29 protein-coding genes and 3 tRNA genes are annotated in these 26100 nt (G+C 59.2%); 4 read left to right on the plus strand and 28 right to left on the minus strand.

Annotation, left to right across the window (positions count from 1 at the left end; all coding sequences use genetic code 11):
* Window positions 1–1005 (minus strand): asparaginase (locus JHL16_RS27090; protein WP_200188012.1); only part of this gene is annotated, 1005 nt, incomplete at its 3' end.
* On the minus strand, window positions 992–2233 hold the full coding sequence (locus JHL16_RS27095) for an MFS transporter (RefSeq protein WP_200188013.1): 1242 nt from the start codon (window positions 2231–2233) through the stop codon (window positions 992–994). The genes JHL16_RS27095 and JHL16_RS27090, both read right to left, overlap by 14 nt.
* 265 nt (window positions 2234–2498) lie before the next feature.
* On the opposite strand from JHL16_RS27095, the gene JHL16_RS27100 reads away from it, so the two are divergent.
* Window positions 2499–3794 carry an SGNH/GDSL hydrolase family protein gene (locus JHL16_RS27100; protein ID WP_200188014.1) on the plus strand — a complete coding sequence of 432 codons (1296 nt, stop codon included), beginning with the start codon at window positions 2499–2501 and terminating at the stop codon, window positions 3792–3794.
* Between the two features lie 14 nt (window positions 3795–3808).
* Here the strand turns inward: JHL16_RS27100 and JHL16_RS27105 are convergent.
* From JHL16_RS27105 to JHL16_RS27115, 3 genes are all read right to left on the minus strand, one after another.
* A tRNA-Gln gene (locus tag JHL16_RS27105) sits at window positions 3809–3883 on the minus strand.
* 296 nt (window positions 3884–4179) lie between these two features.
* Window positions 4180–4256: transfer RNA gene (locus JHL16_RS27110), tRNA-Pro, on the minus strand.
* A 668-nt stretch (window positions 4257–4924) separates the two neighbouring features.
* Window positions 4925–5869, minus strand: a complete 945-nt coding sequence (locus JHL16_RS27115) for a PLP-dependent cysteine synthase family protein (RefSeq protein WP_200188015.1) — start codon at window positions 5867–5869, stop codon at window positions 4925–4927.
* A gap of 44 nt (window positions 5870–5913) precedes the next feature.
* Between JHL16_RS27115 and JHL16_RS27120 the strand changes: the two genes are divergently transcribed.
* The gene (locus tag JHL16_RS27120) at window positions 5914–6369 is read left to right on the plus strand and encodes a MarR family winged helix-turn-helix transcriptional regulator (protein WP_200188016.1); all 456 of its coding nucleotides are present in this window, start codon (window positions 5914–5916) and stop codon (window positions 6367–6369) included.
* A gap of 337 nt (window positions 6370–6706) precedes the next feature.
* Here JHL16_RS27120 and JHL16_RS27125 read toward each other — a convergent pair whose 3' ends face one another.
* The 3 genes from JHL16_RS27125 to JHL16_RS27135 form a co-directional block, all read right to left on the minus strand.
* On the minus strand, window positions 6707–7456 hold the full coding sequence (locus JHL16_RS27125; protein ID WP_200188017.1) for an imm11 family protein: 750 nt from the start codon (window positions 7454–7456) through the stop codon (window positions 6707–6709).
* A 233-nt stretch (window positions 7457–7689) separates the two neighbouring features.
* The gene (locus tag JHL16_RS27130; RefSeq protein ID WP_200188018.1) at window positions 7690–8130 is read right to left on the minus strand and encodes a pyridoxamine 5'-phosphate oxidase family protein; all 441 of its coding nucleotides are present in this window, start codon (window positions 8128–8130) and stop codon (window positions 7690–7692) included.
* A gap of 32 nt (window positions 8131–8162) precedes the next feature.
* Window positions 8163–8987, minus strand: a complete 825-nt coding sequence (locus tag JHL16_RS27135; RefSeq protein ID WP_200188019.1) for a class I SAM-dependent methyltransferase — start codon at window positions 8985–8987, stop codon at window positions 8163–8165.
* Between the two features lie 644 nt (window positions 8988–9631).
* Between JHL16_RS27135 and JHL16_RS27140 the strand changes: the two genes are divergently transcribed.
* Together JHL16_RS27140 and JHL16_RS27145 are read left to right on the plus strand one after the other, a co-directional pair.
* Window positions 9632–9708 (plus strand) — tRNA-Arg (locus JHL16_RS27140).
* Window positions 9709–10036: 328 nt separating this feature from the next.
* Window positions 10037–10630 (plus strand): hypothetical protein, encoded by a 594-nt coding sequence (locus tag JHL16_RS27145; RefSeq protein ID WP_200188020.1) that lies wholly within the window; start codon window positions 10037–10039, stop codon window positions 10628–10630.
* Between the two features lie 87 nt (window positions 10631–10717).
* On the opposite strand, the gene JHL16_RS27150 is transcribed toward JHL16_RS27145, so the two are convergent.
* The 20 genes from JHL16_RS27150 to JHL16_RS27245 all read right to left on the minus strand — a co-directional run bounded on the left by JHL16_RS27150 (window position 10718) and on the right by JHL16_RS27245 (window position 26099).
* Window positions 10718–10963: a hypothetical protein gene (locus JHL16_RS27150; protein ID WP_200188021.1), complete on the minus strand. Its 246-nt coding sequence runs from the start codon at window positions 10961–10963 to the stop codon at window positions 10718–10720.
* Window positions 10964–11147: 184 nt separating this feature from the next.
* On the minus strand, window positions 11148–11498 hold the full coding sequence (locus JHL16_RS27155) for a hypothetical protein (RefSeq protein WP_200188022.1): 351 nt from the start codon (window positions 11496–11498) through the stop codon (window positions 11148–11150).
* On the minus strand, window positions 11495–12214 hold the full coding sequence (locus JHL16_RS27160) for an N-acetylmuramoyl-L-alanine amidase (RefSeq protein WP_200188023.1): 720 nt from the start codon (window positions 12212–12214) through the stop codon (window positions 11495–11497). Before JHL16_RS27160 ends, JHL16_RS27155 begins: the two co-directional genes overlap by 4 nt.
* Window positions 12214–13041, minus strand: coding sequence for a trypsin-like peptidase domain-containing protein (locus JHL16_RS27165; protein ID WP_200188024.1), 828 nt, complete (start codon window positions 13039–13041; stop codon window positions 12214–12216). The genes JHL16_RS27160 and JHL16_RS27165 overlap by 1 nt, the downstream gene beginning before the upstream one ends.
* Before the next feature lie 290 nt (window positions 13042–13331).
* A complete protein-coding gene (locus tag JHL16_RS27170; protein ID WP_200188025.1) occupies window positions 13332–14558 on the minus strand; it encodes a hypothetical protein in 1227 nt (408 codons plus the stop codon).
* 154 nt (window positions 14559–14712) lie between these two features.
* The gene (locus tag JHL16_RS27175) at window positions 14713–15270 is read right to left on the minus strand and encodes a hypothetical protein (protein ID WP_200188026.1); all 558 of its coding nucleotides are present in this window, start codon (window positions 15268–15270) and stop codon (window positions 14713–14715) included.
* A gap of 3 nt (window positions 15271–15273) precedes the next feature.
* Complete coding sequence (locus tag JHL16_RS27180; protein WP_200188027.1) at window positions 15274–16278, minus strand: tail fiber domain-containing protein; 1005 nt, start codon at window positions 16276–16278, stop codon at window positions 15274–15276.
* Window positions 16271–16717, minus strand: coding sequence for an N-acetyltransferase (locus JHL16_RS27185; RefSeq protein WP_200188028.1), 447 nt, complete (start codon window positions 16715–16717; stop codon window positions 16271–16273). Before JHL16_RS27185 ends, JHL16_RS27180 begins: the two co-directional genes overlap by 8 nt.
* Window positions 16714–18183, minus strand: a complete 1470-nt coding sequence (locus JHL16_RS27190; protein WP_200188029.1) for a hypothetical protein — start codon at window positions 18181–18183, stop codon at window positions 16714–16716. The genes JHL16_RS27185 and JHL16_RS27190 overlap by 4 nt, the downstream gene beginning before the upstream one ends.
* Window positions 18184–18290: 107 nt before the next feature.
* Window positions 18291–18986 carry a phage adaptor protein gene (locus JHL16_RS27195; RefSeq protein WP_200188030.1) on the minus strand — a complete coding sequence of 232 codons (696 nt, stop codon included), beginning with the start codon at window positions 18984–18986 and terminating at the stop codon, window positions 18291–18293.
* 2 nt (window positions 18987–18988) lie between these two features.
* Window positions 18989–19762 (minus strand): hypothetical protein, encoded by a 774-nt coding sequence (locus tag JHL16_RS27200; RefSeq protein WP_200188031.1) that lies wholly within the window; start codon window positions 19760–19762, stop codon window positions 18989–18991.
* A 64-nt stretch (window positions 19763–19826) separates the two neighbouring features.
* Complete coding sequence (locus tag JHL16_RS27205; RefSeq protein WP_200188032.1) at window positions 19827–20114, minus strand: hypothetical protein; 288 nt, start codon at window positions 20112–20114, stop codon at window positions 19827–19829.
* Window positions 20115–20129: 15 nt separating this feature from the next.
* Window positions 20130–21128 carry a phage major capsid protein gene (locus JHL16_RS27210; RefSeq protein WP_200188033.1) on the minus strand — a complete coding sequence of 333 codons (999 nt, stop codon included), beginning with the start codon at window positions 21126–21128 and terminating at the stop codon, window positions 20130–20132.
* A gap of 31 nt (window positions 21129–21159) precedes the next feature.
* Complete coding sequence (locus JHL16_RS27215; RefSeq protein ID WP_200188034.1) at window positions 21160–22182, minus strand: hypothetical protein; 1023 nt, start codon at window positions 22180–22182, stop codon at window positions 21160–21162.
* Window positions 22183–22209: 27 nt separating this feature from the next.
* Complete coding sequence (locus JHL16_RS27220; protein ID WP_200188035.1) at window positions 22210–22518, minus strand: hypothetical protein; 309 nt, start codon at window positions 22516–22518, stop codon at window positions 22210–22212.
* Window positions 22515–23576, minus strand: coding sequence for a hypothetical protein (locus tag JHL16_RS27225; protein ID WP_200188036.1), 1062 nt, complete (start codon window positions 23574–23576; stop codon window positions 22515–22517). Before JHL16_RS27225 ends, JHL16_RS27220 begins: the two co-directional genes overlap by 4 nt.
* Window positions 23577–23656: 80 nt before the next feature.
* Window positions 23657–24367 carry a hypothetical protein gene (locus JHL16_RS27230; RefSeq protein ID WP_200188037.1) on the minus strand — a complete coding sequence of 237 codons (711 nt, stop codon included), beginning with the start codon at window positions 24365–24367 and terminating at the stop codon, window positions 23657–23659.
* 6 nt (window positions 24368–24373) lie between these two features.
* Window positions 24374–25027, minus strand: coding sequence for a hypothetical protein (locus JHL16_RS27235; RefSeq protein WP_200188038.1), 654 nt, complete (start codon window positions 25025–25027; stop codon window positions 24374–24376).
* The gene (locus JHL16_RS27240; protein ID WP_200188039.1) at window positions 25027–25692 is read right to left on the minus strand and encodes a hypothetical protein; all 666 of its coding nucleotides are present in this window, start codon (window positions 25690–25692) and stop codon (window positions 25027–25029) included. The genes JHL16_RS27235 and JHL16_RS27240 overlap by 1 nt, the downstream gene beginning before the upstream one ends.
* Window positions 25692–26099: a hypothetical protein gene (locus tag JHL16_RS27245; protein ID WP_200188040.1), complete on the minus strand. Its 408-nt coding sequence runs from the start codon at window positions 26097–26099 to the stop codon at window positions 25692–25694. Before JHL16_RS27245 ends, JHL16_RS27240 begins: the two co-directional genes overlap by 1 nt.
* Window position 26100 lies beyond the last annotated feature (1 nt).

Raw genomic sequence — 26100 nt, forward strand, 5'->3', positions numbered from 1 at the left:
AGCGCCGCCGATCGCGGCGTGAACGTCGCCCACATGGATCTTGCGCCAGTTGCTGAGATCAGTTGCGGCGAAGCCCAGAAGCGCTTCGCGCTCGGCCTCGGTCCAGACCGGCAATGATGCCATGAGCCCCGCCATCGCCGTCTCGGAGGCACGATGCGCACCATCATCGCATTTCAGCGCGATGCCCAATCCGGCATGCGGGATGGCGCCGCAAAAGACGCCCTCCGCCCCGGTCTTCACGAAAGCGCGCGGGACCCTTTCCATGAGCTTGGTGCAGAACCGATTGGACCCCGCCACCATGAAGGGATGAGCTCGAACCGCTTCGATGATGCGCCGGCAAGCGGCGGCGCGCGATGCGCTCAATCCCGCGCCCGAGCTGAATCTGGCGAATCCCAGCGCCAGGTTGCGCAAAGGGACGGCCCAGGTCGGCACCGAACAGCCGTCGACGCCGTGCGGCTGAGCGTCGATGTCGATATCGCAGAGCTCGCTCATCACTTTCGCGACGCCACGCTGAACCGGGTGTTCGATGCGCGTGTAACCTTCGGCCGGCACCTTCAGATGCCGAGCAAGGGCCAGCATGCCGGCATGCTTGCCTGAGCAGTTGTTGTGGATAGCGCGCGGTTCCTCGTCGCGGCGCAGGATGTCGTGCTGAGCACTCAGCTCATAGGGCCAGTGCGCGCCACATTCATAATTTGCCTCGCTCATACCGGCCTTGGCCAGCATACCGTCCGCCACCCTGACATGGGCAGCCTCACCATTATGCGAGGCGCAGGCCAGTGCGACATCCTCATCGGTGAAGCTGAAATGCTCGGCGGCGCCACTTTCCACCAGAGGCAGGCATTGAAATGCCTTGATCGCCGAGCGCGGGAAGATCGGACGCTCGATATCACCAGCCGAAGCGACGAGCCTGCCGTCACTGTCCACAACCGCGTAGGCGCCGGTATGGCGGCTTTCGACAATGCCGCCTCGGGTCACTTCGGCGATGACGGGATTAGGACCGGCCATAGGCAATCTCCTTCTCAGGCATGGGCTTCAGATACCAGCCCAGCGCCAGCAACTGCAAAATGAGGAAAAACCCAATGGCCCAGCTATATGCCTCGGGCGCGTAACCAGTTGTGGTCGGCAAGAAAAAGCCGATGATCACGCCGATGGCCCCTTGGACCATGAAGGCCGATATGAACATGGCAAAATTGAGCGAGGCATTGGAGCGGCCTGCCAGTTCATTGCCGACCTGAGCGGCAAACCAGGGGAAGGCGACGATACCGACTTGTCCAGTTGCCGCCACCACGACCCAGGCCGCCACCGAGAGATCGGGCAGCCGCAAGATGATGACCGTCTGGGCGGCGAGATAAACGAGAAGATAAGCGAGCATGACCGTCAACGGGCTGATTCCGCGCCGTGCCAGCCGGTCGACGGCAAAGCCGCTCGACAAGATGCCGACCATGAAGGCTACTGCCATCCAGAGAAGATGGCGCGCGACCTGCATGCGGTCGAAGCCCAGAACGTCACGGAACCAGGGGCCCGCCCACAGGGTCTGGATACCGATCTGCACCCCCGTGGTCAGACCCAGAAGTGGGGCCAGGCGCCAATAGAGCGGCAATCTCATGATCCGCAGCAACTGAGTGAATTGCTGACCAAAGCGGGCGACGACAGGGTCGCCGTCGCGGCGCGGCACGACCACGAAAATGAAGCCGGCACACAAAGCGATCAGACCGGCAAAGACAAGGAAGGAATAACGCCAACCGACCTCGCGCACCAGATGAGCCGTGGGCTCGGTGGCGGCGATGATCCCCAGCGCGCCCGTCGACATGATGCAGGCATTAACGAGCGCCCGGCGTTCAAGCGGGACCCAGAGCGAGCTCGCCTTGAAGCCCGACATCAGGCCGCCGGCAAAGCCTAATCCGATTACGGCACGGGCAAGAAACAGGGTCGTGAAGCCCGGCGCCAATGCGAAAATCACGCAGCCCCCCGCGGCAAGCACCAAAAGCGCGGTTTGAACCCGGCGCGGACCATAGCGGTCGAAAAGCACCCCGAGCGGAAGCTGGAACAGCGCAAAAGCCAGGAGATAGGCCGACGTCAAAAGCCCGATTTCAGCCGGCGTCAACGCGAAATCCGCGATGAGATCCGGCGCCACGACAGCATTCACCGCCCGTAGGAGATAAGAGAGCAGATAGCCTATGGCAAAGGGAACGAGCGCCGTGGCGACGATACGTAAGGAGATGCCGGGCGTCATGAGAGGGCCGTAACGCGTTGCGGAACCAGATCGCCTTGCGGTTGAAGAGCGACCGTCCGGCGGAACTTTCCCATAGCAGCATTCCACCAGATGTGGATAGCCTTAACCCGCGAGATTCACTGACTGCAAAAAAATCGTTGAAAGCTGGCCGCAATACCCGCAAGATTCCGGTGAGGGCGCAAAGCGGTATTTGCATGGCGGCGGCATTGGGCATTCGGTCCAGGACAGACGAGAGTATGGCTGCCGCGGGCAAGGGAGGCCTCTGATGCTCCGCAGCCTGTTGGTCGCGATCGGTGCGGCCTTGATTCTGGTGGCCATACTTTCGTGGCAGAACATCATGTCGGCCGGCGTCGGCCAAATGACGGACGGCTGGGATAGGCTATTGGCCTACTACAGCCAGGAACCTATCTCGCTTCCAGGTATTGTCACGGACGAGTCAGAACTCAAGGCACTTGTGCCCAAGATGATCGAAGCCGATGTCGGCCTGATCAACTCCCCCTATAAGGAGACGCAAACAGAGCGTACGCAGCTGACCCGGCGCGATGGGGAATGCGAGAGTCCGCGAGCCAATCTCGATGAAGTCGCCTTCTTCCTTCGGTCCAACTTGTTCGAGCCCCTCGCTCCAATCGCGGTCCATCATGCGCGGGAGGCGAAGCTTCCGGTGGAATTGGTCAGATTCTTCCAAGACTATGGTCGTGGCGCGCACAAGCTCTCCACGAATGCCGCAGGTGAGCGGGTGACCGTGCCCTTTCTCGAAGGGCCAAGAAAGGTGCTCGTCGCAGGCGATTCCGCCGCCTTCGGCCCGATGCTCGACGACTCCGGCACTCTTGCCTCACGGCTACAGGCGAAGGACAGCACCCGGCAATATGTCAATGTAGGTGTACCAGGCGCCTCGTCCGAACAGGTCCTCTGCAATCTGACAAGGGCAGCATCCCGATATCAAGGTCAAGTTGAAGAGGTCATCTACCTCTATTCCGAGGACGACTTTGCCGCCGATCAGAAATTTGGCACGCCGGAGGCCGTTATCACGGCGATCAAAGCGTTGGCACCGAACGTCGTCCCGACCAAGGTCACCGTGGTTTATGTGCCCTCTCTCTACAATATCGTGCCCGAGCTCACCCGCTACAGAGGCTACGCGGGCGAACGCGTTCCCAACCCGCAAACGCAAAGAGAGCAGCTGAAAAAGAGTGTCGCGGGCGCTGGATATATCTGGCTCGATATGGGGGATATCGCGCTCGAACGCAGCCGGTCGCAAGGCAATGCTTTCTCGGTGTTCGACAGTTTCGCCGATCCCAGGTCGCTCTCGGCGCAGGGCATCAACAATCTCGTGGAAAAATTCACGCTCCCGGTGCCATCTGAAACGCTAGCTCTCACCACCGCCCCCAATCCGGAGGATCAAACGGTCGCCGCGACGGGCTTGGAAAACCAGCTACGGAAACAATCGGCCGCCCTCGATGACATCCGTGCGGCCGCGGCTCGCGCCGCCAAAAACAACCGGCTGAAACGCGAGGTCGGCGACATTCTCAAGAAGCTCAAGAACGAGCTTGCCGAGGGACAATAATCGCTGTCGACGATTGGCTGGGGCGCCAGGATTCGAACCTGGGAATGGCGGAATCAAAATCCGCTGCCTTACCACTTGGCTACGCCCCATCGACCGGAGGGGGACCATATACTGGCTCGATCGTTGCGCCGCAATAATGGCTTGCCAGATTTTCAAGTTGATTTCCAAGCCGCAGTCGGCAGGCGTCCGGCATCGCTCGACACCTCATAGACGTAGCCCCTGACCGATTGCCAGGTGCCGCTGCCATTTCAGCGGTGCAGCGACATGTATCGCTTCAGGAGGTGGAACAACAGACGGCCAGTCAGAGGACGTGAATCGGGGAAATTCCCTAGTATTCCCTCCAACGTCCGGACAAAACCCAATAAATTCAATGGGATTTGAAGATTGGTCGGAGTGAGAGGATTCGAACCTCCGACCCCCTGCTCCCGAAGCAGGTGCGCTACCAGACTGCGCTACACTCCGACACTTGATTTGTCAGGGCTTTTGCCGTGTTAGACCGCCCCGGTCAAGCTGGAAAACGCACCAAAAAGCGAACAATCATCCGAGAACCGGAAGACCAGTACCGGAATATTACTGGAATCCGTTCGCGCTCGGTTCCCATAGCCGATCTGGAGCTGTCAGGACTTCATCGATCCGGCAACCCTATGGAAATTTAATGATCCGAGTCAGGAAACTTTTTCGATCTGCATCGCTTGACCTCATGTCGCCATCGACATGTGGCGGCATCCGGGGGGCCCGCCGCTGACGTTGGCGGCGGGCTTACTCCAGGCCAGAGAACGACATAGCGGATCGGTCAAGTGAGCTATTCGAGAACACCTGCCCAAGACAACCCGTCTCAATGAAATCTCAAGATATCTCGCTGCGCCGTGGATAGTTGCGCAGTCGACCGGTTGTCACTTCACTCCAAGCCAGATCAGCGATCCGCTGTGATTAAACTACAACAAGCATCCGCAAATCGGCAAAGGTTCGATACATTCTTCTGACCTTCAGCCTCAACACGTGATATGCCGCGCCACGGCTGAACACTGCTGCCGACTTAACTCAATGAGCATTCGGGCTCGCATGATCTTCGGCTTATGCGCCCTCACCGAAGGTCTTGCTGCGACGGGCCGGCTTACGCCGGCCCGTCATCATTTTGATTGATGGCCGCCCTCTCCATAGAGCGCAGTGCTCAGATACTTGGTTCCCGAGTCGCACATGATGGTGACGACTGTCGCCTTGGGCCCAAGCCTCATGCCGATATCGATCGCCGCAACCAGATTGGCACCCGTGGAGGTGCCCGAGAAGACCGCGTCCAGCCGCGCCAGGCGGCGGGTCATGGCCATTGCTTCATCGGTCGTAACCGGCAAGATCTCATCGGCCAAATCGGCGCGCCACAATGGCACGACAAAACCCGCGCCAACTCCTTCGATCTTGTGAACGCCACTCTCGCCTCCGGAAAGGACCGCGGACTCCTTTGGCTCGACCGCAACAATGTGGACACGCCTCTCGCGCCGATGGAACCCCTCGGCAATACCGCGCACGGACGCGGCGGTCCCTGTCGCCTGCACGAAAGCATCGATGCGCCCCTGTGTCTGTGACAGAATTTCATCTGCCATTGCATGATAGGCGGTGAGCTGGTCCTCATTGTTGAGTTGATCCGTCCAGAAGGCGCCTGTCTGCTCGCAGATCCGGCGCGCCGCTGCGACCATATTGCGGGTCAACGCCGCGTCCATGCCGCCGCCGTGGCTGGGGATGATGGTCAGTTCGGCGCCGAGGGCCGCCATATGCCGGCGCTTCTCGATACTGAAGGCGTCCGATGTCACAATGCTGAGCTCATACCCCTTTGCCGCGCAAATGAGTGAGAGCGATACACCAGTACTGCCGCCGGTATATTCGACGACGCGGCCCTCGGGCTTGAGACGGCCGGAGCGCTCGCCACATTCGATCATGGCCAGCGCCATGCGATCCTTCATGCTGGCGGTGGGGTTCTCTCCTTCAAGCTTTATCAGAATGCGGGCACAACCCGGCGGCACGATGCGACGCAACTCCAGCAGAGGCGTATTGCCGATGCGATCAAGAACGGAGGTCGCCATTTCATATTTCCATGTATCTACAAATAATGTATATACATGCAATTATGAACAGGGACAAGGCTTCTCCAAGAAAGACGCTGGTAGCCGATGCGCGGCTAGCCGCTGAATATTGCGCTGGCCTGAATGTCCGGCTCGCGGCACGTCGGATCACCAGATTTCTTGACAAAAGGCTGGCCGAGGCCGGATTCAGCCTGGCGCAGTTCGGCCTCCTGATCCATATCGCGAGCGCCCAGGACGATACGATCGGTTCTCTTGCGGAGCGATCAGGGCTCGATCAATCGACGCTCTCGCGCAATCTACGTCCGCTCGAAGCGGCGGGACTGATCGAGATCGCAACCGTCGATGCAGATCTCCGGCGCCGTGCCGTATGGCTCACTGAACAAGGCGCAAGTCGGCTGGAATGTGCGATGCCGATGTGGCAAGGGGCACATGACACTTTGTCTAAGCTCATAAATCCTGAGCAACTACGGAGACTTGCGGTCAAAATGGAAGCTCTTTGACGCGAGACCGACGGCGGCGCGGCATTGGCCGCGACTGCGGCACGCCGCCGTTCAGAGCCGCGCGGAGACTCTGCCAGTCTTCCGGCGAAAGCCTCTCCATCAGCACAAGCTCGATACGCTTGAAGAGATCAGGTGCGACGATCCCTATTCTGTGGAGTATATAGCGCACCTGATTCAGAGCGTCGGGCCGCAATCCTGGCGCTCTACAATCCAGCCCAGGCGCAAGAGACCGCGCAATTCCGACTATGCTCCTGATGATGTCGGCGTCATCGACAGCAAGGGGCGACATGATCCAATCGTAAACGGATGCTTACTTCTTAGGCCTGCGGGGGGATACTCAACTGTGCTTACGCACCACCCCTGCCTCGGCCAGATGAAGACCACGCGGTAAGAAGTCGTTCAACTTGCCCACCAGATCGGCCGATATGAAACAGCCCCATTTGGCACGTTTGTCTTGGAAGAGATGACGGGTGCCGACGCGCTCGATATCGAGAAAGACCTTCTCATCGGCAGACGAGCGAACCCAGTAGGTCGTCCCGTCCTGTCGCACACCTCTTCGAAAGCCGCCAAGCTTGGGAACCGTGCAGTCCGTCTGCTCGAGGAACTGCATGAAATAATAGCGATGGCGAGATTCACCGTCCGCTGAGACGATCTCCAGGGGGAAGAAGGCGTGACGCCCCTCTTCCAACGCGACGATCGCTTTCATGACGCGATCGGACACCACAGTCACATGCAAGATCTGCGAATATTCGGGCAACGGCATCGGCGTTCCGGCTTTCAGCGCCACCCGTTTGATGACGTGATCCGGATCGACGGGGTGATAGGGCCAAAGATGGAAAACATCATGCGGCTGAAAGCCGGTGGCGTTGCGCAGCTGATAGGCCTCGATGCGAAGTGCCTTCAACCGCTTCTCTTCCTCAGCGTCCCATGTCACACAATCGTGCAATGGACGCAGACGGTTCTGGTAGGTTTCCAGGATCTCGAAAAAGCGACGATCTTCACGTTGAGCCGGCAGAGGCGCCGCGGACACAGCCGCATCAGGTGGCAAGGGTGCAGCAGAGCGGTGCGGCTCCGCGGCAATCGCCACAGCGGCGTCCACCACAGCCGGCGGCGCCGGTGGCGGCATTTTTGAGCCAAATAGGCTTCGGAGAATTCCCATCGTGGACCCCACGCTGCAACGTGCCGAGCGGCACCTTATGCCCCGGCATCATTATCCTCGGCAAATTTTGACTATGAGTTAATGTGGCTTGCGGCCGGGAAACGCTCGTCGAAGTCGATCCCCTCCCAACCGGCTCCAGGCAACAAAGGAGCGCCTGCACGCTACTCGGCAAAGTCGGGACCCGTCTTGAAATAGGACATGTCTTTCACGATTGTGGTCTCCGGCGTGATCCTGATCATCAGCTCCAGCCCATCCACAACATTGGTCCTGAACCAGGTGTTCCAGGCCTGCGGATCTGACCCCAGATAACGCACTAGCAACCGGTGCAGCCTGGTCTGATCGAGAGGGAGTATCCGGGCACGTCCTCTGATGCCTACATGGCGGAGTACGCCGCGCCCGATGTCGAAGTCGACCACGCTCACGGCACAACGCGGATCGGCTCGAAGCCTTTTGGGAAAACTGTCTTCCTTGTTTCCGATCAGCCAGACGGCATCCTCTTCCCATAGAAACCAGACAGGCGAGGAGCGCGGCCCATTTGGGCTATCGGTGGCCAGATAGGCCATCAGCGGCTTGGCAAGTAGTTCGGCCGGATCGAAATCCATCCCTAATCCTTGCGTTTACCCCCGTTGATCGTTCAAGACTGGGCGGTATTGGGCTTCGTCAGCACGGCCATGAGATAGCTCTTCACACCAGCATGAAATTTGTCCCGCTCCTCATCCCTTCCACGGGACAGGCCGGCGAAGCCCCGGACGATACCGCGCAACGGCAAGGCGACATGACGATCAATCAATGCGCGCTTGCGCTCCAGTCCAAGCTCAAGTCCCCGAACAATGCCGGAGGTGATATCCGCCATGATCTCAATGTCGTAACCCATATCGGTCAATGACTGGCGGAGTTTCGCCATTTTTCCGCTGCGGCGATAATCGGCAAAGAGGAATGTTCCTCCTGGCTTCAGGACGCGATCCACCTCGCGGAGAAAGGCCGAGAAGTTCGGATAGTTGAGCGAGGATTCGACATTTATCACGATATCAAAACTATTGTCGGCAAAGGGCATTGCCTGCGCGTCTCCCGCCTCAAACCGCAGGCGCGATTCATTGTAGCGGCGGCGGCATGCGGCAACCGATTCCGTAGAGATGTCGAGACCGGTCATCGTGCGCGGTCGATAGCGACGGTCCAGAAACATGACGCCGCCACCCAAGCCGCAGCTCACTTCGAGCCCATCCTTGCCGTCCCAATCCCTGCGCCGTGCAAGAAGATCGTAGAGTTGGATTGGATAACGATGGTCTTCAAGGTCCGGTGGCAGTGTAATGGTATTCGGAGCATGCCCGGGCTCGGCATAGCCGTGATTGAGGAAAAGCAGATCCCCACTTGTGTTCATTTTAGCAACGACGTCGTACCAGTAGACCATGGCACGCCGCTTGATCCGTCGCGGCAAATACCGCTTCCACAAACCGAACATGGATTCCACTTCTCGTGACTGCTCCGTCCATGTCCGCCTTCGTCGCCCAAGCCGGCGCGCGGCGTCAACAGGAGAGGCATTGCCGATTGTAACAAGCTCGTGTCGCTACGCCCCCTACTCGGGAGACAGCTCGTATCGCTCGCACGGCCAAGAGCGTCATGCGGGCGAATGTCGCGCCTTCTTAATCCCGGGAGGATCGTAGCTCACTTCTAAGTTGAAGCGCTTATAGAGTATCCGATCGCCATAGCCACCACAAAGAGCGCGCAACCACATCACTGCGGCCAAAGCTTTTCTCGCCGTCGATATCGGCAGCGCGGGCCGTCAGTGCGGTAAGGGTATGGAGCGCCGCTTCTGCGGCACAAAATAGAGAAGCCAGATCAGCCACGTCAGATAGAGATACTCGATTGGGCCCTTGTCACCATTGAAGGCGGCGAGGGCATCCGGTGATTTATTATGCCAATCAGCCCGAGAAAACCCAACCACCAACGTTCATGAAAGCGTATGTCTCATCTCCTACTCAATATTAAAAATAGATCGATTAGTCAATTAATTATATGGAGAACGAGAGCTCCTGGTCAAGGTCGGCCACAAAATAAATGTGAGATCATTGCTAGGAACCCGTCATGGGATTAGATCACACCCGGGGCCCCGTAGCTCAATTGGATAGAGCATCAGACTTCGAATCTGAGGGTTGCGCGTTCAAATCGTGCCGGGGTCACCATTTCCCTGCAGTGAACGCGCACTCTCGGAAATCTAAGGGGTCTGTGCGCGCGTCGTCTCGACCGGCACAGAAATTCCCAATTTGAATTGCCCGTTTCGCAAGGAATTGGCCCATCGCGCTAGGAATACCATTCCCAAACACGAGCGCAGCGCTGCCAACCTGTTCGCTTGCCACTATTCTCACCCACAGCCAATGGAGAACAGACGCCAAAGTTTCGCCACAGCGCGATGAAAGAACGCTTGAATTCATCCCTATTTTGAAGAATTCCTTGTTGTAGTATGATTGCTTTCATCCGCCTGCTGATGAGATTCGCTGAAGGCTCGAGACGGTGAAACTGGACGGACACGCAAAACAATCGTGGGTGCTCCTTATAGCCGCATTATTCGGCTTTCTTGGTGTTGCACACACTGCTCAAAGTGAATGTCTGAGCCCTTCATCCGCTTCCGGCGATTCAGCCACGACCGTATATCGCTGCCTCGAGCAGCAGGGCACGACCACGCGACAAGACCCGATTATAAGTCCCCATAAGACGACTGTGGTTGAACGCGGTCCGGCCAGTGTTCCCTGGTTTGCGCCCAAGCCTGCGGGCAGCCCGGCGGAAACAGCGGGGCCATTGCCGCAAGCTCAGGTGGCCGAACCGGCCGAGCCATCGCCACAAGCTCAGGCGACAACAACCAAGGTAATTGTTGAAGTTAGGCCGGACGAGAAACCAGTCGCACAGAAGAAGCCGGCTCGTAAGAAACTTGTCAAATTGAAGCCAGCCAAGACGAAAACGACAAAAGCGCTGACAGCGAAGACGAAGCCTATCAAAAAAACGACGAAGGCCAAGGTCGCCTCCGAGGAGCCCGGTAACAGTACTATCGTCTGGACTCGGAAAGATATGCCTCTTGGTAATCGTATCGTGAACTGGCTCGGGCTCTGACCCTGTCTGCAGAGGACTCTCGGGCGAGCCGACAAGAAAACGAACAGCTGATTGCCTCAGCGGCACAGGGATATCCCAGACGGGCATTCACTGATAAATTCGGCGAATTCCGGCCCGCCATAATATGCGGGTGATGATGCGTTCGGCGCGGACAACCGAGCGCTCATCGGCATCCGGAAAGGCGATATGAACCGCCTCGTGAACCAAGGTTGAAAGCCACTGGCGAGGTTCAAGCCGTGGGTCGATCTCGATCAGGCCATCGTCGGGAAAGGCTTGGCCCGCCGCTCGCTCACGGCCGAGCTTGCGCTCGGTGAGGATAAGCTTTCTTGGCATGACCTACCTCCTCTCACGCAGAAAGCGGTAGAAGCGTTGCCAATCGCGACGCTTGCCTTCGCAGGTCTTCAGCGCGGCGCGGTTCTGATAGAGCGCCTGAACGGCGTCCTGCCCGATCGACACCTTTGGGAGCTCGCAACGTATTTGAAGTCTCGCGGGAGGATCGGGGAGTGGCACCCTTACATCAGGGGCTGTCGTCGATCCGACGCACGCCGTCAACATGCTCACGAGTAAGAGGATAGGACTTTTCGTTCTGAAGCGCATCGATGAGTTCCTTGAGTTTGCGTTCTTCCTCTTCAGCGTTACGGGCATCGGCTTCGGCCTGGCGTATGACGACTTCATTGGCGAGAAGTGCTGCTTTGATCTGCGTGATGGTCGCTTCAAGCGTTCTGACGCGTTCAGCGTGGATACCGGCTAGGTAGAGCTTGGTCGCGAGCCCAGCCGCGAGGATTAAGGCCAACAGGGTTACGATGAGCGTCGTGGCCCCCTTGAGACCAACCCCGCCGAGCCCGATACGGGCGAGAATGGCCATCATCCAAACAACCTGTCCCAGAGCCGTTCCCGGCGCTCATGCCCGATGGTCAGAAGAACGCCGCAGGTTATAGAGGCTAGTCCCAGAATGAGGACGAGGAGGCTCAGCCAATCCATCCCGTAGCCGAAACCGGCCAGCGACCCTGCGCCCCCAGATCCCAAGATCGCCGCCAGCCATTTGCCCTGCCCAGTTACCGGAACTGACGCAACATTGTCGATCTCATCGCCATCCTCCACCTCGCGCCGGACGGCACGCAGCATGGACGCCGTAACCAACTGAAACCGTGCAGCGACGCGGAAACCGTTGACCTCCGCCCAGTCGATGGCATCAAAACATGGACATGCTTTGGTCACGCCAGGAAAGTCACGATGGCCGATGACGCGGCTAGACGGAAACCGCGACTGCAGGTCAGCCAGTCGATTCTTTAGCGCGCTCCACTGCGCAGCGGTGAAGTTGTTTCTGGGCCGCTGCCGGGCATCGACTCCACCAACAAGACAGATACCGACAGAACTGGCGTTGTGGTTTCTCACATGACTGCCGATCTCTTCGAGTGACCGGCCCTCCTCCACCTCACCATTGCGACGGATTACCAAGTGATAGCCGATGTCGTTCCATCCCTTGGCCTTGTGCCATTGACGGATCTCGGCGGCACCGATATCGGCTGTCGGCGGCGTCGCCGAACAATGAAGGACAATATAGTCAGTGGATCGCCGACGCATTAGCGCACTCCCGGCGAGACATTATCCCGCTTCTTTGTTTCATCACCCACGACATCGCCGAACCCACTACGGCGAAGAAGCCCCCTGGTGGCAGAGATCGGCACAGCGAAGTTGATGCCCGATCCACGCAATCCAGCATCAAGCGTACCCACGAGCTCGCCGCGCTCATTGAGTACCGACCCACCGGAATTGCCACCGATGCTGGCGGCGTCGATCTGGAAGACCTTGAGCGACTTTCCTCCGATAGCAAGCGTGCGTTCAGCCGAGGAAACGATGCCCTTAGTGACCGAATTATCGAGGATTACGCCCGGATTTCCGACGACATAGATAGTCTGCCCCCGCATCAGCACATGGCTGTCCGGCGCGAACGGAGCCTCCATCGGCGCCTTGAAGTCGACATCGAGGATTTGGAGCAACGCAACATCGTTGCCGGCGTCATTGCCGACGATCTTCGCCACATAATGACGCGATGATATGACCTGATAGTCCCGGGTGATGTTCTGCCACACCTCAAGATCCAGTTTCTTCTCGACAGTCTTTTTCGTCACCTCACCGGTCACCGGATCAACAAATTCCTGCTGCTCACGGGTGATCCGATCCGTAACACAGTGGCTGGCGGTGAGTACCAGGCGATGCTGTTTCGAAATGATCGTGCCGGAGCAGAATCCATCGCCGCCGACTCCGACGACGACATTGGTCTGGTCTATCTGCTGGGCCATCTTCTTGAGATCCCAAGTCTCCTGTGCCGGAGAAGCACGGACGCAACCGGCGAGGGTCAAGATACCGAGCAGACAGCCGGCTGCGGCAAGCCAATGAGAGGTCTTCATGGCGAGATCCTTTGTTGATAGGGGAAGGACTTGTATCGACGAAGGGGTACCGAACTTTTTTGCTTTCACGCAGGCGATCACAACTGGGGCGACTATAGTTGTTGTCGCTTCTCATGACGGCGCGATCTATTTGCGGCTTCGACTGAGCTTTATGATTTGCATTATGATGAGTGCGAGCCCGCAGAATGGCATAAGTGCAGCGGCAATTTGGGAAAGTTCATTAAGAAGATTCAACCAAGTTTGAGTAAAGATCGCGGCCAACGCGATCGCGAAATTGAGCTTGGTGGAAGTCATTCATAGACTCTTAAGATTACGTTCCAGCGACCGACCGTTACAAAAAACGACTCGAAAGAGGCCTTGTGAGTAATGACAATCCTATTGATACAAACTCCCGCAGTATTCGAATCCGCCCATGCACCAACTCCCGCCGCACTCTCTGAAGCAACATTCCATACTCTGTTGCCTGAACTGTATCCGCAGTCCGCAGTCGTACAGTGCAACGCTAGGTGTACGAGAGATGGTTGCCGCCCCAGATTATGCTGTGTTTGCAAAGATGTGGAGGGGGCGTAAGAGCCAAGATTGAATTCGCGATAGAATCCAATACTAGATCTTCCTTCTGACCACATGCACTCGAGCAAGATCACTTTGGTAGCGGTGTGATCCTCGACAACTTGATAGGCAAATGCAGTCTTCGCATGAGGCGCCTTTTCAATGTCGAAATGACTCAGTGCTCTAAAAATCGCATTCAGATTTAGCCCCCAGCCGCCAGTTCCATCTTGTTGGACAACAAGCAAACCCTTTTGCCCCGTGTTCATGTTTGTGGGCAGACCGAGATTGCGTGACGCGGTCAGCACGATCCGAACGTCGTTCGATGCCGCATTCATATCCCAAGCGATCGTCGCCGCATCTGCGAGCGTCGTCATTGTGGTGATGAGCGGCTTCGAATATGTCTGCTTAGCAATAAAGGTCTGTTCGCGATCGACGGCGACCGGCGCGAAATTCAGAAGAATGATGTCAGTCCCGTTATAGACGCAATCACAGACATGGCCTGAACCAGCTATGTCACCGATCGCGACGGCCGCACCATTCAATTTCTTGATGATCTTGGCGCCCAGGCCGTCGATGTTGATTGTAGGAGCTGTCGTTGTATTGGGGGCCCCGGCCGTGAAGCGGAAACGCATCTTGGCAGTATAGGCCACGAAGGCCGGCGAGAATGTCGCCGTTATGGCATCGGCCGTTCCGCTAACCGCGATCGCGTGGGCCACAATTTCCGACTGGACCTGGCCGAGATTGGGGCTGTCGGCAGCCGCCGCGCCAGCGCCTAACCCAGTGAGCTTGTTGCCGCCCATGGGCTGATTGGCCAGAAATGGCGCTGTGCCCAGGACATTGACGCTGTCTGTCAGCGCCTGAGACAGGTCGGCGACGACAGCATTGTAGTCAGCACTTTCTATCGTAGTATTGGGCACAGCGGCTGTGCCGGCAGGCGGGCCATAGATGCCTGATCCGTTGCGAGGCATGCGAAATCCTCCTAAATGGCGGCGATGTACCGCATTCGGGTTGGGGGACTTGAGATCGCCGACGGCATTCTGGTCGACGGCCTAGTCGTTTTGGCTTTGTGAACCGGTTATGGCCGAGGGATCGGCTGGAAGACTGCGGGCTTCGCTTGGGCCGCTAGATATGTCTCTTCGGGCTCTTGAGTGCATCAATTTCGAGCTGGCCCTTCTCGAGCTGCTGCCGACGAATCGGATCGGAAGCCTGCATCTCGCGCTCGATGTACATCTGCAGGACGCTTTTCGGCCCGGGCGACGTCCACGGATCTGCATAGACCTGCAGCATCTCGCTGAGGCTCGGGCCACCGGCCTGCGTCAGGCGCACGGGCTGACGATCGCCAGCGGGCTGGGTATTCGGCCAACCGCCGGCGTCACCTTTGGCAACGGTGCCCGACAGGCCGGGCGCGGCGGCCGCGTCGGCGGGCGTGTATGCCGCTGGCTGGAAAAGCGCATTGAAACGGCCGTCGGCAGCGCCACGCTGCTTTGTCTCCGCCTCATCGAGGCGATTGCGCTCGACGCGATACCCAATCGCGTCAGCAATGGCACCAAGCCCCTCCCAGGCATTCTTAGGCTGCTGAGTCGCTGAATGCACCACGAGCTGGCGCGCCAATGCCCGGCGCTGCTCAAGCTCCTCAGGCGATTTGATACCGCTATTGCCACCGAAAATGAAACTCACCATTGCCTATGCTCCGAGATGAAGGGCTATGCTGTAGTCGACCATGCGATAGCCGGACGAGTCCTTGGTGACGGCGTCGGGGTGCTTCTTCTCGACCTCTTGCGCCATGAGACCCAGGTGCATGCGCTTGCCGCCACGATACCTGTACGAGTAGATGTTTTGGCCGTCGTCGGTCTTTCCGACTTTCTTCACATCGGCTTTCAGACGCCGATCGGAATACATGATCGCCTTGGCGCCGACCCCAAAGAGCGCGCCTAGCCCATTGTTAAAGTTATCCTGCTTCCGCTGATATGCCGCGAGCTCATTCTGATAATTCTGCTGAGTCAAGCCCGCGTAATCGGTGTTGGCGACATTGGCTCCCGGTGTCGATCCGAACATGGGTTGATCGATCTGGCCACCGCTCAGGAGTGACGCGAACTCATTCAGCGGTTGATTGCGCTCGGTGAGCTTCTCATTCACCGCCTGATCGCGAGCGTTGATGAACAACTCGTTCCAGGCGTCATTTTCCTTCTGATACTGATTTTGTACGGCGCGGTCATCAGCCGCTGAGCCGTCTCGAATGCCTCGGGCCAGGCGCAAAGCCTTCTCCGACGCCGCCTCCCTGGCGAAACGATCTGACATTCGGGAGCTGTAGCGATCGATGATGGAATCTTCGACCGCCTTGTTATCGAGCGAGAACGGCTTGTCGAGCGTGCCGTTAAATTGGCCGGAAAGGCGCTCGAGCAGCCCCGCGATATTAGCCTGGCCTGCATCCTGGCGGTCCTTGATCAACTGCTGTGCGTCCGAAAGCTTTGTCGTCTGGACATAGTTCGGAATCTTTGTCGTTCTACCGGTGAAGGGATCCACATAATCGCGATAGCCCGACTGCGTGTAGGTCTGGCTGCCATCAGGCCCCACCTGGTCGATCATGCTCATGATCTGGCTGAGGCCGGCAGTCGACTGGTTCAGCTTGTTTTGAGCGAGCGCCGTCTGCATAGGATCGGGCGCCTTCGGTGCCTTGCCTTTACCCATGTGCATTCTCCTTGTGAAAGCCGTTCTTCCGCCAGTCTTCGGCGGTGAGCGTTGAAACAATGCCGTCTTGGTCAGGGCCAAAGAGCCGCGGAATGGTCACCTGCTTGAAACCATAGGCGCGCACGATGCGCACAGCGTGCTGGAGACTAGCCGGGGTTCGGGCAATTGCCATCTGGCAGGCGATGCCGTCGAAGACATACGAAAATGCCGCGTAGAGCACCGGCCGGGTCAGCCAGCGCCGATTGGTGCCGGCATAGCTGATCTCGATCGTGCCAGCATCGGGTGACCAATGACTGAAGACGAAGCCGCCCACCAATTCGTCTTCATGATCAACGCCAATGGCCGTGAAATTCTCCCCGAAGCCGTGATCCGCGACATGCGGGATCAGGCTCGCCACCAATTTGGCCACGGTGTCGTCCTGACCGTAGATCGGCGTCATACGGCTACGCCTCCCTGCTCATAAAGCAGGTCAATCGAGATGAGCTCGGCCTCGGGAGGGCCCGCATGCGAGCACGTTATCTGGATATTCGGTGCGAGCGCGAAGCCTTGCCCCGCGACGGATACCCATCTCGTCACCAGTTGCTGCGCCGTGCCGGCGTCCCAGAGGGCCACGTCCCACAGACCGACGTCCCAGACATCGAGGCTCGGATGCTGTGCTGCCGGCGGATAGGCCGGCAGCTTGGCGATGTAATCGCTCGATATCGACACCTTCGGCGCGAAGGGCTGGCGATAGAGCCAGGAAGTGCGCACCATCTTGGCCGTCTTCATCGCGACCGGCGACCTGAGATGGTCATACAGCCCGACGAAGGTGCATTGATATGGCGCGCCGTCGTCGGTGCCGCTGGCTTCTGCGATCATGACGCCGCCGCCCGGCGTGCCGAAGAAGGCCCTGCTCCCCATCTCTGCCTGACAAGAGATGTCCCAGCCAGAGTATTTCGCCCAGGCGCCCGTCAGCAGGTTCACGACAAGAGCACATTTCTCGCTGGCGCCGACGGTCGGCAGGCCGATGATGCCCATGTTGCGGCTGACCCATTTGAGCGCCGACCAATTCGTCGAGGTTTCGCGCGCCGTCGCCTGGCGCTTCCACTCCTGCTCGATCGCCCTGGTGACCGCGGCGAGCGTCAGCGCGGCCGGGTCCTTGTTCATGGCGGCCGACAGCGGCACCATGCCGTCCGCCGTGGCGATGACGAGATCACCGCCGGCGCGAAAATAGGCGTTCGGGCCGAGCGGCCGGCCGATGTCATAGCGGCCCACCTGCTGCCAGAGCGCTGGGTCCGCCGGGTCGACGCCGGAGAATGCCGCAACCTCTCCCAACGTGCTGATGAAGACGCAAATATCATCGAGGCCATCGCCGGCATCGACCGACCATGTGTCACCGAACAGCAGCGAACCGCCTTTCTTGAAGACTCCCGAGAGAGAAATCTGAGATGCGGCACCGCCGATCGCGTCAACAGCAAGGCACCAGGCGTTCATGGTGTTCTTCTGGACGAAGAAAAGGCGGTTCTTGAAGACCCAGACATGCGAGAGCGTCGATGCCGTAACGCCGGTGATCGCCGGCGTCGTGGCCCAAGCCGCACCGTTGAAAAGCCGCCGATCATCTGTGCCATTGACGGCAACAAGGAAATCGCCGCCCGTGCCGGCAAACATGACCGACGAAAAGACGCCGCTGGTGAGACCGCTGACGGCCGCCGCCGGCTGGATGGTCGGGCTCGCTGGGCTGGTAATGTCGTAGATCTTCGCGGCGTCCGTTCCGAACAGCCGTTCTGACGTGCCGCTGCGCCAGACCATGAGGCTCTTTACGCCGGCGGTGATGGTGGCGTGCCGGAGCGAGCCACCGCGAGGCCGGATGCCGCGCGTCGTCGGGAAGAAGTTTTCGAGGATCGAAGCGCCCCCCTGAATGTCCACGGCAAGGCTTTCAGATTCAATCCAGCCGCGGATCGGCGCGGGGAAGACCTTTGGGGCAGCGAGGGCTTGAGCGGATACCGGCGCCTGCCGGCGGCGAAAACTGGGCATCAGGGCACAATCGAGACAGGATAGGCTGGCGTGTCACCGAGCAGACGCCGCGCGCGACCCACGGCGATGATGCGCGAGCCCTTATCGGCGGTGATCAGCTTCTCCTTCGCGTCCTCGTAGTTGTCCTGGTCCTGCGCATATGGAAGGCCCTTTTGCGCACGCCATTTCCAGATCATACAGAGTTCGAGCAGCGTTTCGGAAAGGCGGAAGGTGTCAGTGTCTTTGGTGAAGCCGCCCTTCAGCGTGCTCTGATCGTCCTTGGCCCAGAGCTTCGACATGTGGAAGAATTTCACTTCCTCGCCCGTCGCCGGCGCTGGCCGGATGTGCACCTGCCCACCATGGAGCGTCCACATGCCGGCGACCTGGTTGAATTGGCGGATCTCCATGTCGAGCCATTGATCACTGTCGATGATATGCGCCAGTGAGGTGATGTAACGGCTCGACCGGAGTTCGGCCGCTTTCAGCATGCGGTCGTAATCGGCAGGGAGATCGAAAGCGGTCTTGGTGCCATCGCCGGCGAGCGTGGCGACCACCTTGAGCGCCTGCCATTCATAATCCTTGGCGATGTAGAGGCCAGCCGTATTCGCCATCACCTGCAACTCAAAATGCTCGCGCTCGGCGGAGCTGAAGACGGCTTCCGGCCGATCCAAGGCGATCGAGGCCGAGACATTTTGAATTGCAGTGAGGACGGTCATGGTCAGGCAGCCTCTTTGGTGTTCGCGTCTTCCGCCAGGCGGACGAGCGTATCGTGACCTGGCTGGCCTTTGGGCGCTACGCCGGTGCGTTCCTTGATGAACGCCTTGAGCGCCGTGACGTCCCAACTCGCGAAGAGGGAGGGCGGCGGCGGCTCGTCGGGCTGCTCGACGGCCTGGGCTGTCATCGGGTTGTTGATGGCCGGCATCGGGTCGGTTGCAGAGCCGCGGTACGGCCCGGGCTGCATGGCGGTGACTTGTGCCATCAGCCCTTCGAGCTGGGTGCGCAGTGATGCGTTCTCAGCCGAGAGGCGGCTTTCAAGCGCACTCTCCTTCGCCCGCTCGATATAGGTCTTGGCCTGCTCTTTCAGCTCGCGGCCGAACATGCCGAGGCGGGAGAGATTCGCGCCTTCGAGCTGCGCCAAGGCCTCGGCCGTATGGATATGCAGCGCCCTGAGCTCGGCACGCCGCGCCTCGGTTAGGAAAGGTAGCTCAGAGATGGGGGTGCCATCGCCGATCGCGGCCTCGCCCGATTTGAAGGCGTCGTAATGGCGGTGATAAAGCTGCGCATAGCTCACCCACTGGTTCGTCGCGGGATCGCGAATACACTTTTCATGCGCTGGGGCCACCAGCTCCTTGCGGGTGTCGCCGACGAATTTGATGTGGACCTGCTCCTGCTGGTCGAAGATCGGCCGGCCTTCCTTGAGGGATTTGGCCCGGTTCTCGACCGCGACATTCTTGAATTCGATGTGCAGATGCTTGCTGCTCGAGGCATCCATGGGAATTGTCCTTTCTGAGAGGGTGCGAGGAGAAAGAGCGGGACCGAAGCCCCGCCCCACTTTGTCAGATCGCGTTGCTTTCGACCCAAGCCCGGTCACCCGCGCTGAGCGCACCGGAGCGGGTGGTCCAGGCGCCAGCACCGGCGGCAACGGTCATCGCGGGCTCGGTCAGGATCACCGCCGTATTGTCGGCGATGCCGGCCGAGGCCTGGGCGAAAATGTACATCCTCCCGTTCTTGGCCCGGACAACGGTGCCAAGAGGCATCTCGTTATAAAACGGGTCAGTCGACGGATAGATCGCACCCAGATTGACGCCCAGCGTCGAGCTGATGTGCTTGGAGGGATTGGACATATCTTCTCTCCTCTCTTACGGCGCCGAGTCGTAGAGCTTGGCCATGTGCAACGGATTGTTCATGGTCAGCTCGCCGAAGAAGCCGATATGCTGGACAATGGCGTCCTGGTTGATGGGCATCTGCTTCCCACCAAAACGAACGAAATTGCGGTCCGGGTGATAGCGGAAGCGCAACGCCGTCGTGTCGATGAAGTAACTGGTGTTGGCCGGCATGGCCGAGCCGATGCCGCCTTCCAGCACCACGTCTACCTTCTTGTTCGCGCTGTGCAGGCGAAGGGAGGTGAAGCCCATGGCGCCCAGCTCGTTCTCGTTGGTGATCTGCTGGATCGCGACGAGAGCGCCGGCATAGGCCGTATAGTGCTCCTGCGAGGACAGGATCAGGTTCGGGCCTTTAGGGCCTCGGCTGCGCTGGATCAGGATGCTATCGAAGATCCTGCGCACCGTGGTGGTGTCGACCTGGGTGATGCCGGCAAAGGCCGAGTTGGCGTCAAAGGCCGACGTCTGCCAGATGGCATTCGACCGGGCGATACCGCCATAGGTGCCGGAGTTGACCACCGTCGGGATCACCAGCTGCAGGCCGCCGATCTGATTGGCGGCGGTGCCATTGCTGTGGAGGTCTTCCACGAAACGGTCGGTGAGCTCCTGCTCGGCCGCCGTAATGTGCTCCTCCATGATGTCCTTGAGCTGGTTGGTGCCCGAGTTCTTCAGGATGTCCTCGTTCGACAGTGTCACGCTGACCGCGGCCAGCTTCGGCGTGAATTCGGCATCATTGAAAAGCTCGGCCGGCTGCGGGTTCAGGAACTCGTAGCCGGAATAGCGGGTATAGGTGCCGCTTTCGTTGTAGAGCAGACGCTCGCGGATCGTCGGACCCGAGAAGGTCTTGAACTGGTTGCGCCTCTTCATCACGAAGAGCAGCGCATTGGAGTTCGACACAAGGTCGGCATAACCCTGCGACCGATCCTCCAACGCCAGCGAGAACGCCTCTTGCAGGCGCTCATTGGTATTCAAAGCCATTTCGATTGCTCCCTAATGGCGCTGGTTGGAATCACCCGAGGCCTAGAGAGGCAAAAGCGCCATCGACGCTCTCCCGGGCGGTTGACGGGGCCTTACGTCTTGCCGGGTTTGAGCCGGCGCCTGGAGCACCCGTTACACTGAGATTACCGTTGCGGGTTTGAGCCGCGTTCGGCCTTGGATTCAGAGCGATTCTGTTCGGCGCGGGAGTGAGCCGCTCCGCCATTTCATAGGCACTCTGCAAGTCGGCGGCCATCTGCGTCTGCAGCAGACGCAAGACGGTCATCTGAAGATCTGGCTCATTCAGGCGGGGATTAGCCTCGGCGAAGGCCTCGACCTGCCGCAAGGTCTCGTCCTCATAGCGATCCTGAATCGACTTCGTAATCCCCCCAAGATGATGTTGCAGGCTGGTGACCTGCTGGCGAAGGTTCCGGACAGTCTCGTCATTTCGGACCTGCGTCTCATCCGGCTTCTGGCCCAAGATGAAAGATGCATATTGGCGCGGCGTAATGCCGGCATAATCGAGAATACTCTCGATGGCATGCAGGCGCGTGCCGGGCTCTTCTGCAATGAGCGCGCCATCGAGTGCGGTATAGCGCTCGAGTGCATCATGCACCGTGGTGTTCGATTGGCTAGCCATATGAAAATATGACCTGAGCGGCTCGAAAGCCTCTTGATACCGCGCCATACCGCTTTCGAGTTCACGAAAGGCGCGACCAACTTCGCCCTTCACGCTATCCGGTACACCTTTCCAAGCAGCCTTCGCGTCGGCCGAGAAGCGCGCCGGCGCTTCCATCAATGCGACCGACGGCCTGTGATCTTGGGATGTGCCTGCCGCATCCTTGACCTGCCCGTACTCGTCGCGTGCCTGCTCTGTGCCGTCCGACGTCTCCACATCGAGAACAGCAAAGGCACGATCGAGGGAATTCCGCGCTGTCTCCTGCGTATGGTCGACGTTAGGCTCGAACTGGACTACGCCGTCATCTGCGCCGTTCCGTGGCTGATATTGCGCAATGGATTCGGTGGCGGCGCCTGCCGCTCCAGCTTCATCGGTCATGTGGTCTTTCCTCTGTCTGAGAGAGTGCTAAGCGCCGAACCCGGCGCGGGAGAATGCCCGCCCCACGGTCGCCTTGATGGCGGCGCGGTCGGGCTTCAGTCTCGAAGAACGTCGAAGCATCGCCGGATCGTTGCCGACCTCGGTGAAAGTCGCTCCCTCGGCGTTGCCTGACGGCTTATAGGTTTCCCTCATTGCCGACTTGGACGTGTAGAGTTTCCCGTCGACCATGTTCTTCGTCGGGGGCATCTCGTCGCCGATCAGCGCGGGTGTACCCAGAATCGAGCGCTTCTTGAAGGCAGGCTCTGGGGCGTGTGAAATTCGATAGATGACGGTCATTCGCCGTCCTGCCCTTGCGCTGTCATTGCAGTCGCCCCCACGCCTAATCCCAGCGGGGCTAGGCTGTTGAACTGGATTATCTTCGAAAGCCTTGGATGGGGATTCACCGCGGCCCTGATCGCGGCGGCCGTTCGGGGCGCCACCGATTTCAGATAGTTCGGATCGTGCATGTAAGCGCGAACGGCTTCCGCCATCAATTCACGCTTCACCCGCTCGCCAGAGTATCCAAGCTGCTCCGGACCAAATCTCGGACCGTGTTTTTGCGGGTTGTTCAGATGATTGTAAACGTCGCGCAACTCATCATCGAGCCCGGCAGACGGGATGATTCCAACTATCTCGTCAATCGCGTGGGATAGCTCATGTGACAGAACCCTCTTCGCCTGCTCGCGCGCAAGAGCCCTGTCGAGCAAGATACTGCGGTCGGTTACTTTTCCCGATCGGCGGTCTTGCACCACCACGTACTGTCCAGCGTCCCCTCCGATCGTGCTCTTCGAAACAGCCTGAGGGTTGCGGCCCGTTGCTTGCGTCGCAATGGAGTCATATGCTTCCGCTGGTACTCCGGAATCGCCTCCGCCAATATGCGTTCGACCGGCGATAACTGCTCTGGGGTCAAGCGGCCTTCCTTCCACATCGAATAGAAGTCGTCCCGTTGCATCACCTGTCGCTCCATTCGGATAATCGGCCTCGAAGTCGCGTTGCGGTAGAGGTTCCGGATCATATATCCTCGCCGACCTGGAGGCGAGCGCTTTTCGCTTCTCTAGGGTTCTTCCAGCGATATTATTGGCTATTGATTTCATTGTTCCATTCGGTCCCGGCAACAGCGCCAGGCCTGCCGTGATCCCGGCATCAAGATAATTTCCGGAGCCGGCGCTGCGCCCAGCGTCGTTCACATCCATCAGGACGCCAGCCGGAGACCAGTCGAGAATGGTCATCAGATCTCGTGTTTTGGTTTCGGGATTGGGGCCGGGCCAATTGCTACGGATGAATTCCTCCGCCTTTTCCCGAAGACTCGGATTATATGGCTTCAACTCGCCAAAGCTATCGTAGAACGGATCCATCTTTCGACCCGTTCCATGCCGCCGAGCCGTGAGACGGGCGATAAGTCTGAGATTATCATTCGACATGTTCCCAATTCTCCCTACGCAGCGAGCAGAAGGATGGAGATTGCCTGCTCCTCCTGCAGCCGCTCATGCTCCTCGACAAAAGCGCGAATACGCGTCTGATCAAGCGCCAGCGCCTGTCGTCTTAGTTCCTCGACGACAGAACTGTAGTCTGGCGGCGGTATCGGCAGGAAAGTGACAGGGTCAATCTCACCATTGGCGATTTGCCAAGACCGATCGATGATCCGCCGAAGCTGTTCCTGCCATTCAATCTGATGCTGCTCATATCGCGCCCGTACGTCGTCACCACCTCGGCGCGGATACAAGATCGGCATGAGAGCCGACACGGACAGAAAGTCATCTTCTTCGATCGCCGCAAGATCTCCCATGACGCCGACCGCGCCTTGCATCAAAGGGGTATCGCTCTCCTCGACAGAGGCAGCGGATCCGACGACCGCGACCGTCCCATCTGTAGACGGCACGTCGTCGTCTTCGGCAATGGTCCCTATGCCGGCAAGCGACAGCATGGCATTCGCAACGCCGGCGTCATCGGCCTCACCGACGAAAACTTGAGCGGTGATGACCAGCGCACCCGAAGAGGCGGCGACATCGTCTGCCTCGATCGAGCCAGTCGAGCCGAAGACGGGCAGAGAACTGGAGGCGGTCAGACCGTCATTGGCCTCAACGATCGTCAGATCACCCTGGATCGGGCCGATCGGCCCCCCGGCGAACAGGAGAAGCAGAGACATTTGCTATCACATCTGTGCAAAGGAGGCCGCCGCGAGCAGCGGGTAACTCGTTCCAGACGCGTCTATCGTCAGAGCCCCCGGTGGAGCGCCCACAGCATCTCCGAATTGCCAGCCATAACCGAATGCATCGCTGAGGCTCCCGCGGTTAGTTAGACCACTGGAAAAGCTTGGCGTGACGCTGGCCGCACCCGCAACGCCCACCGCCATAGCTGTGGCCGCCATAACAAGAGATTGTGCCGAGGAGGAATTGCCCGCAAAGGCGTCGGTTTTCAGGCCACCGTGCCAGACGGCACGCCAGACGCCGATCGCCGAGCTCTCGAATGCGGATGACATCGTCACGGTTATGTTTCCCCGGTCAACCCTGGGCGCAGCGGCCACGAACACGGCGCCGGTGTTTTGCGATGACAGCGAGGGCGTGACTAAAGCGGCCGGGAGCCCGGCCACGACACATGAGGTGAACACGCCGGCGGCGCCGGAATTGGAACCACAAACGACCAAAATGACCTGTCCCGGATCGGGCGTGCCGAATAGATTACTGCCGTCGTTGAATGTGGCGAGCGTCAACGACGAGACACTCTGACCCAGCTGCGCACCGAGGAAATCCAGTGACGCGGGTGACCGGCCGCGAAACAGCAGTAGCTTCTTCTTCGGCGTCCACATCAATCCAACCTGGCAAATTTGGCGCGTACGGTCAGGATGTCGCCCGAGGCCGGTGTGAAGGCTTGAATCACCTTGATCAGATATTTGAGATCGGCCGAACCGACACAGGTGCAGAGGTGAGTCAAATTGCCAAGGTGGCAGACCTTGTTGTTGCCGGCACTCTTGTTGATCACGAAGGGAACGAGCGCTACCAGCTTCCTCGCGTCTGCGTCGCTCAGATTGAACGAGGCATTGTCATTTATCGCCGTGACGGCACTGTCGAATATCCAAAGCTCGCCGACGACATCCGGTGTCGCGTTGCTGTAGATCAGGGCGATATCGGTCAGAAGCGCCGTCTTACCCGATCCACGCGCGACGCCCGTTAACTGGAAACCATTGACTGTTGGCGCGGTCGTCGAATTGGCGAAGGCATCACCGGCGGCATAGGCGGTGGCGTCGGCCGGCCGAGTGATATCGACGGAGACCGTGACGGTGTCGTCGCTCGGAGGCGCGATCGGAATCCCGTTTGCCGCCGGCTGCTGACCGCGAAGGAGTGGTGACGACGCGCCGTCGCCGCCGAGATCGATCTTGACCTCCTGATAATGAACACCACCGACGTCGTCAGTCGCGATGACAGGCGTCGCAGTGCCGCCGCCTGTGGCGGGAATGGTGACATTGTCCGCCATCAGGGATTGCCCGCCGTCAGGGTAAAGTTTACGACGGTGAAAACCTGGCCGACGGCAAAGTTTGTATTGTCGAGGATCATGTCGCCGCCACCGCCCGTGATGGTGCAGGTACCTTGCATATGCGTCGTCGTGCCAGTGCTGTCCTTGATGCGGAAATGTCCCGCGACGCCGGCCGCGTCGGCCGAGAGATCTTGCCAGGTGCCCGATTTCGACTTCGTGCCGCCCGACGCTGCCGTCATCCAGTCGGAGGGCAGATTGACCGTGGCCAGTACGGTCCCACTGTCTGCCGTAGCGCAGTTGACCGGCGGCGCGCCGGACCTGATTTGCAGGATTGGTGTCGTCCCGATCGTGGTCTCGACTACATCGAGGCGCGCATTTCGCACCGCGACCGAATATTGCATCGTCATT

This window comes from Taklimakanibacter albus (genome assembly GCF_016595235.1).
GTDB classification, from domain to species: domain Bacteria; phylum Pseudomonadota; class Alphaproteobacteria; order Rhizobiales; family Aestuariivirgaceae; genus Taklimakanibacter; species Taklimakanibacter albus.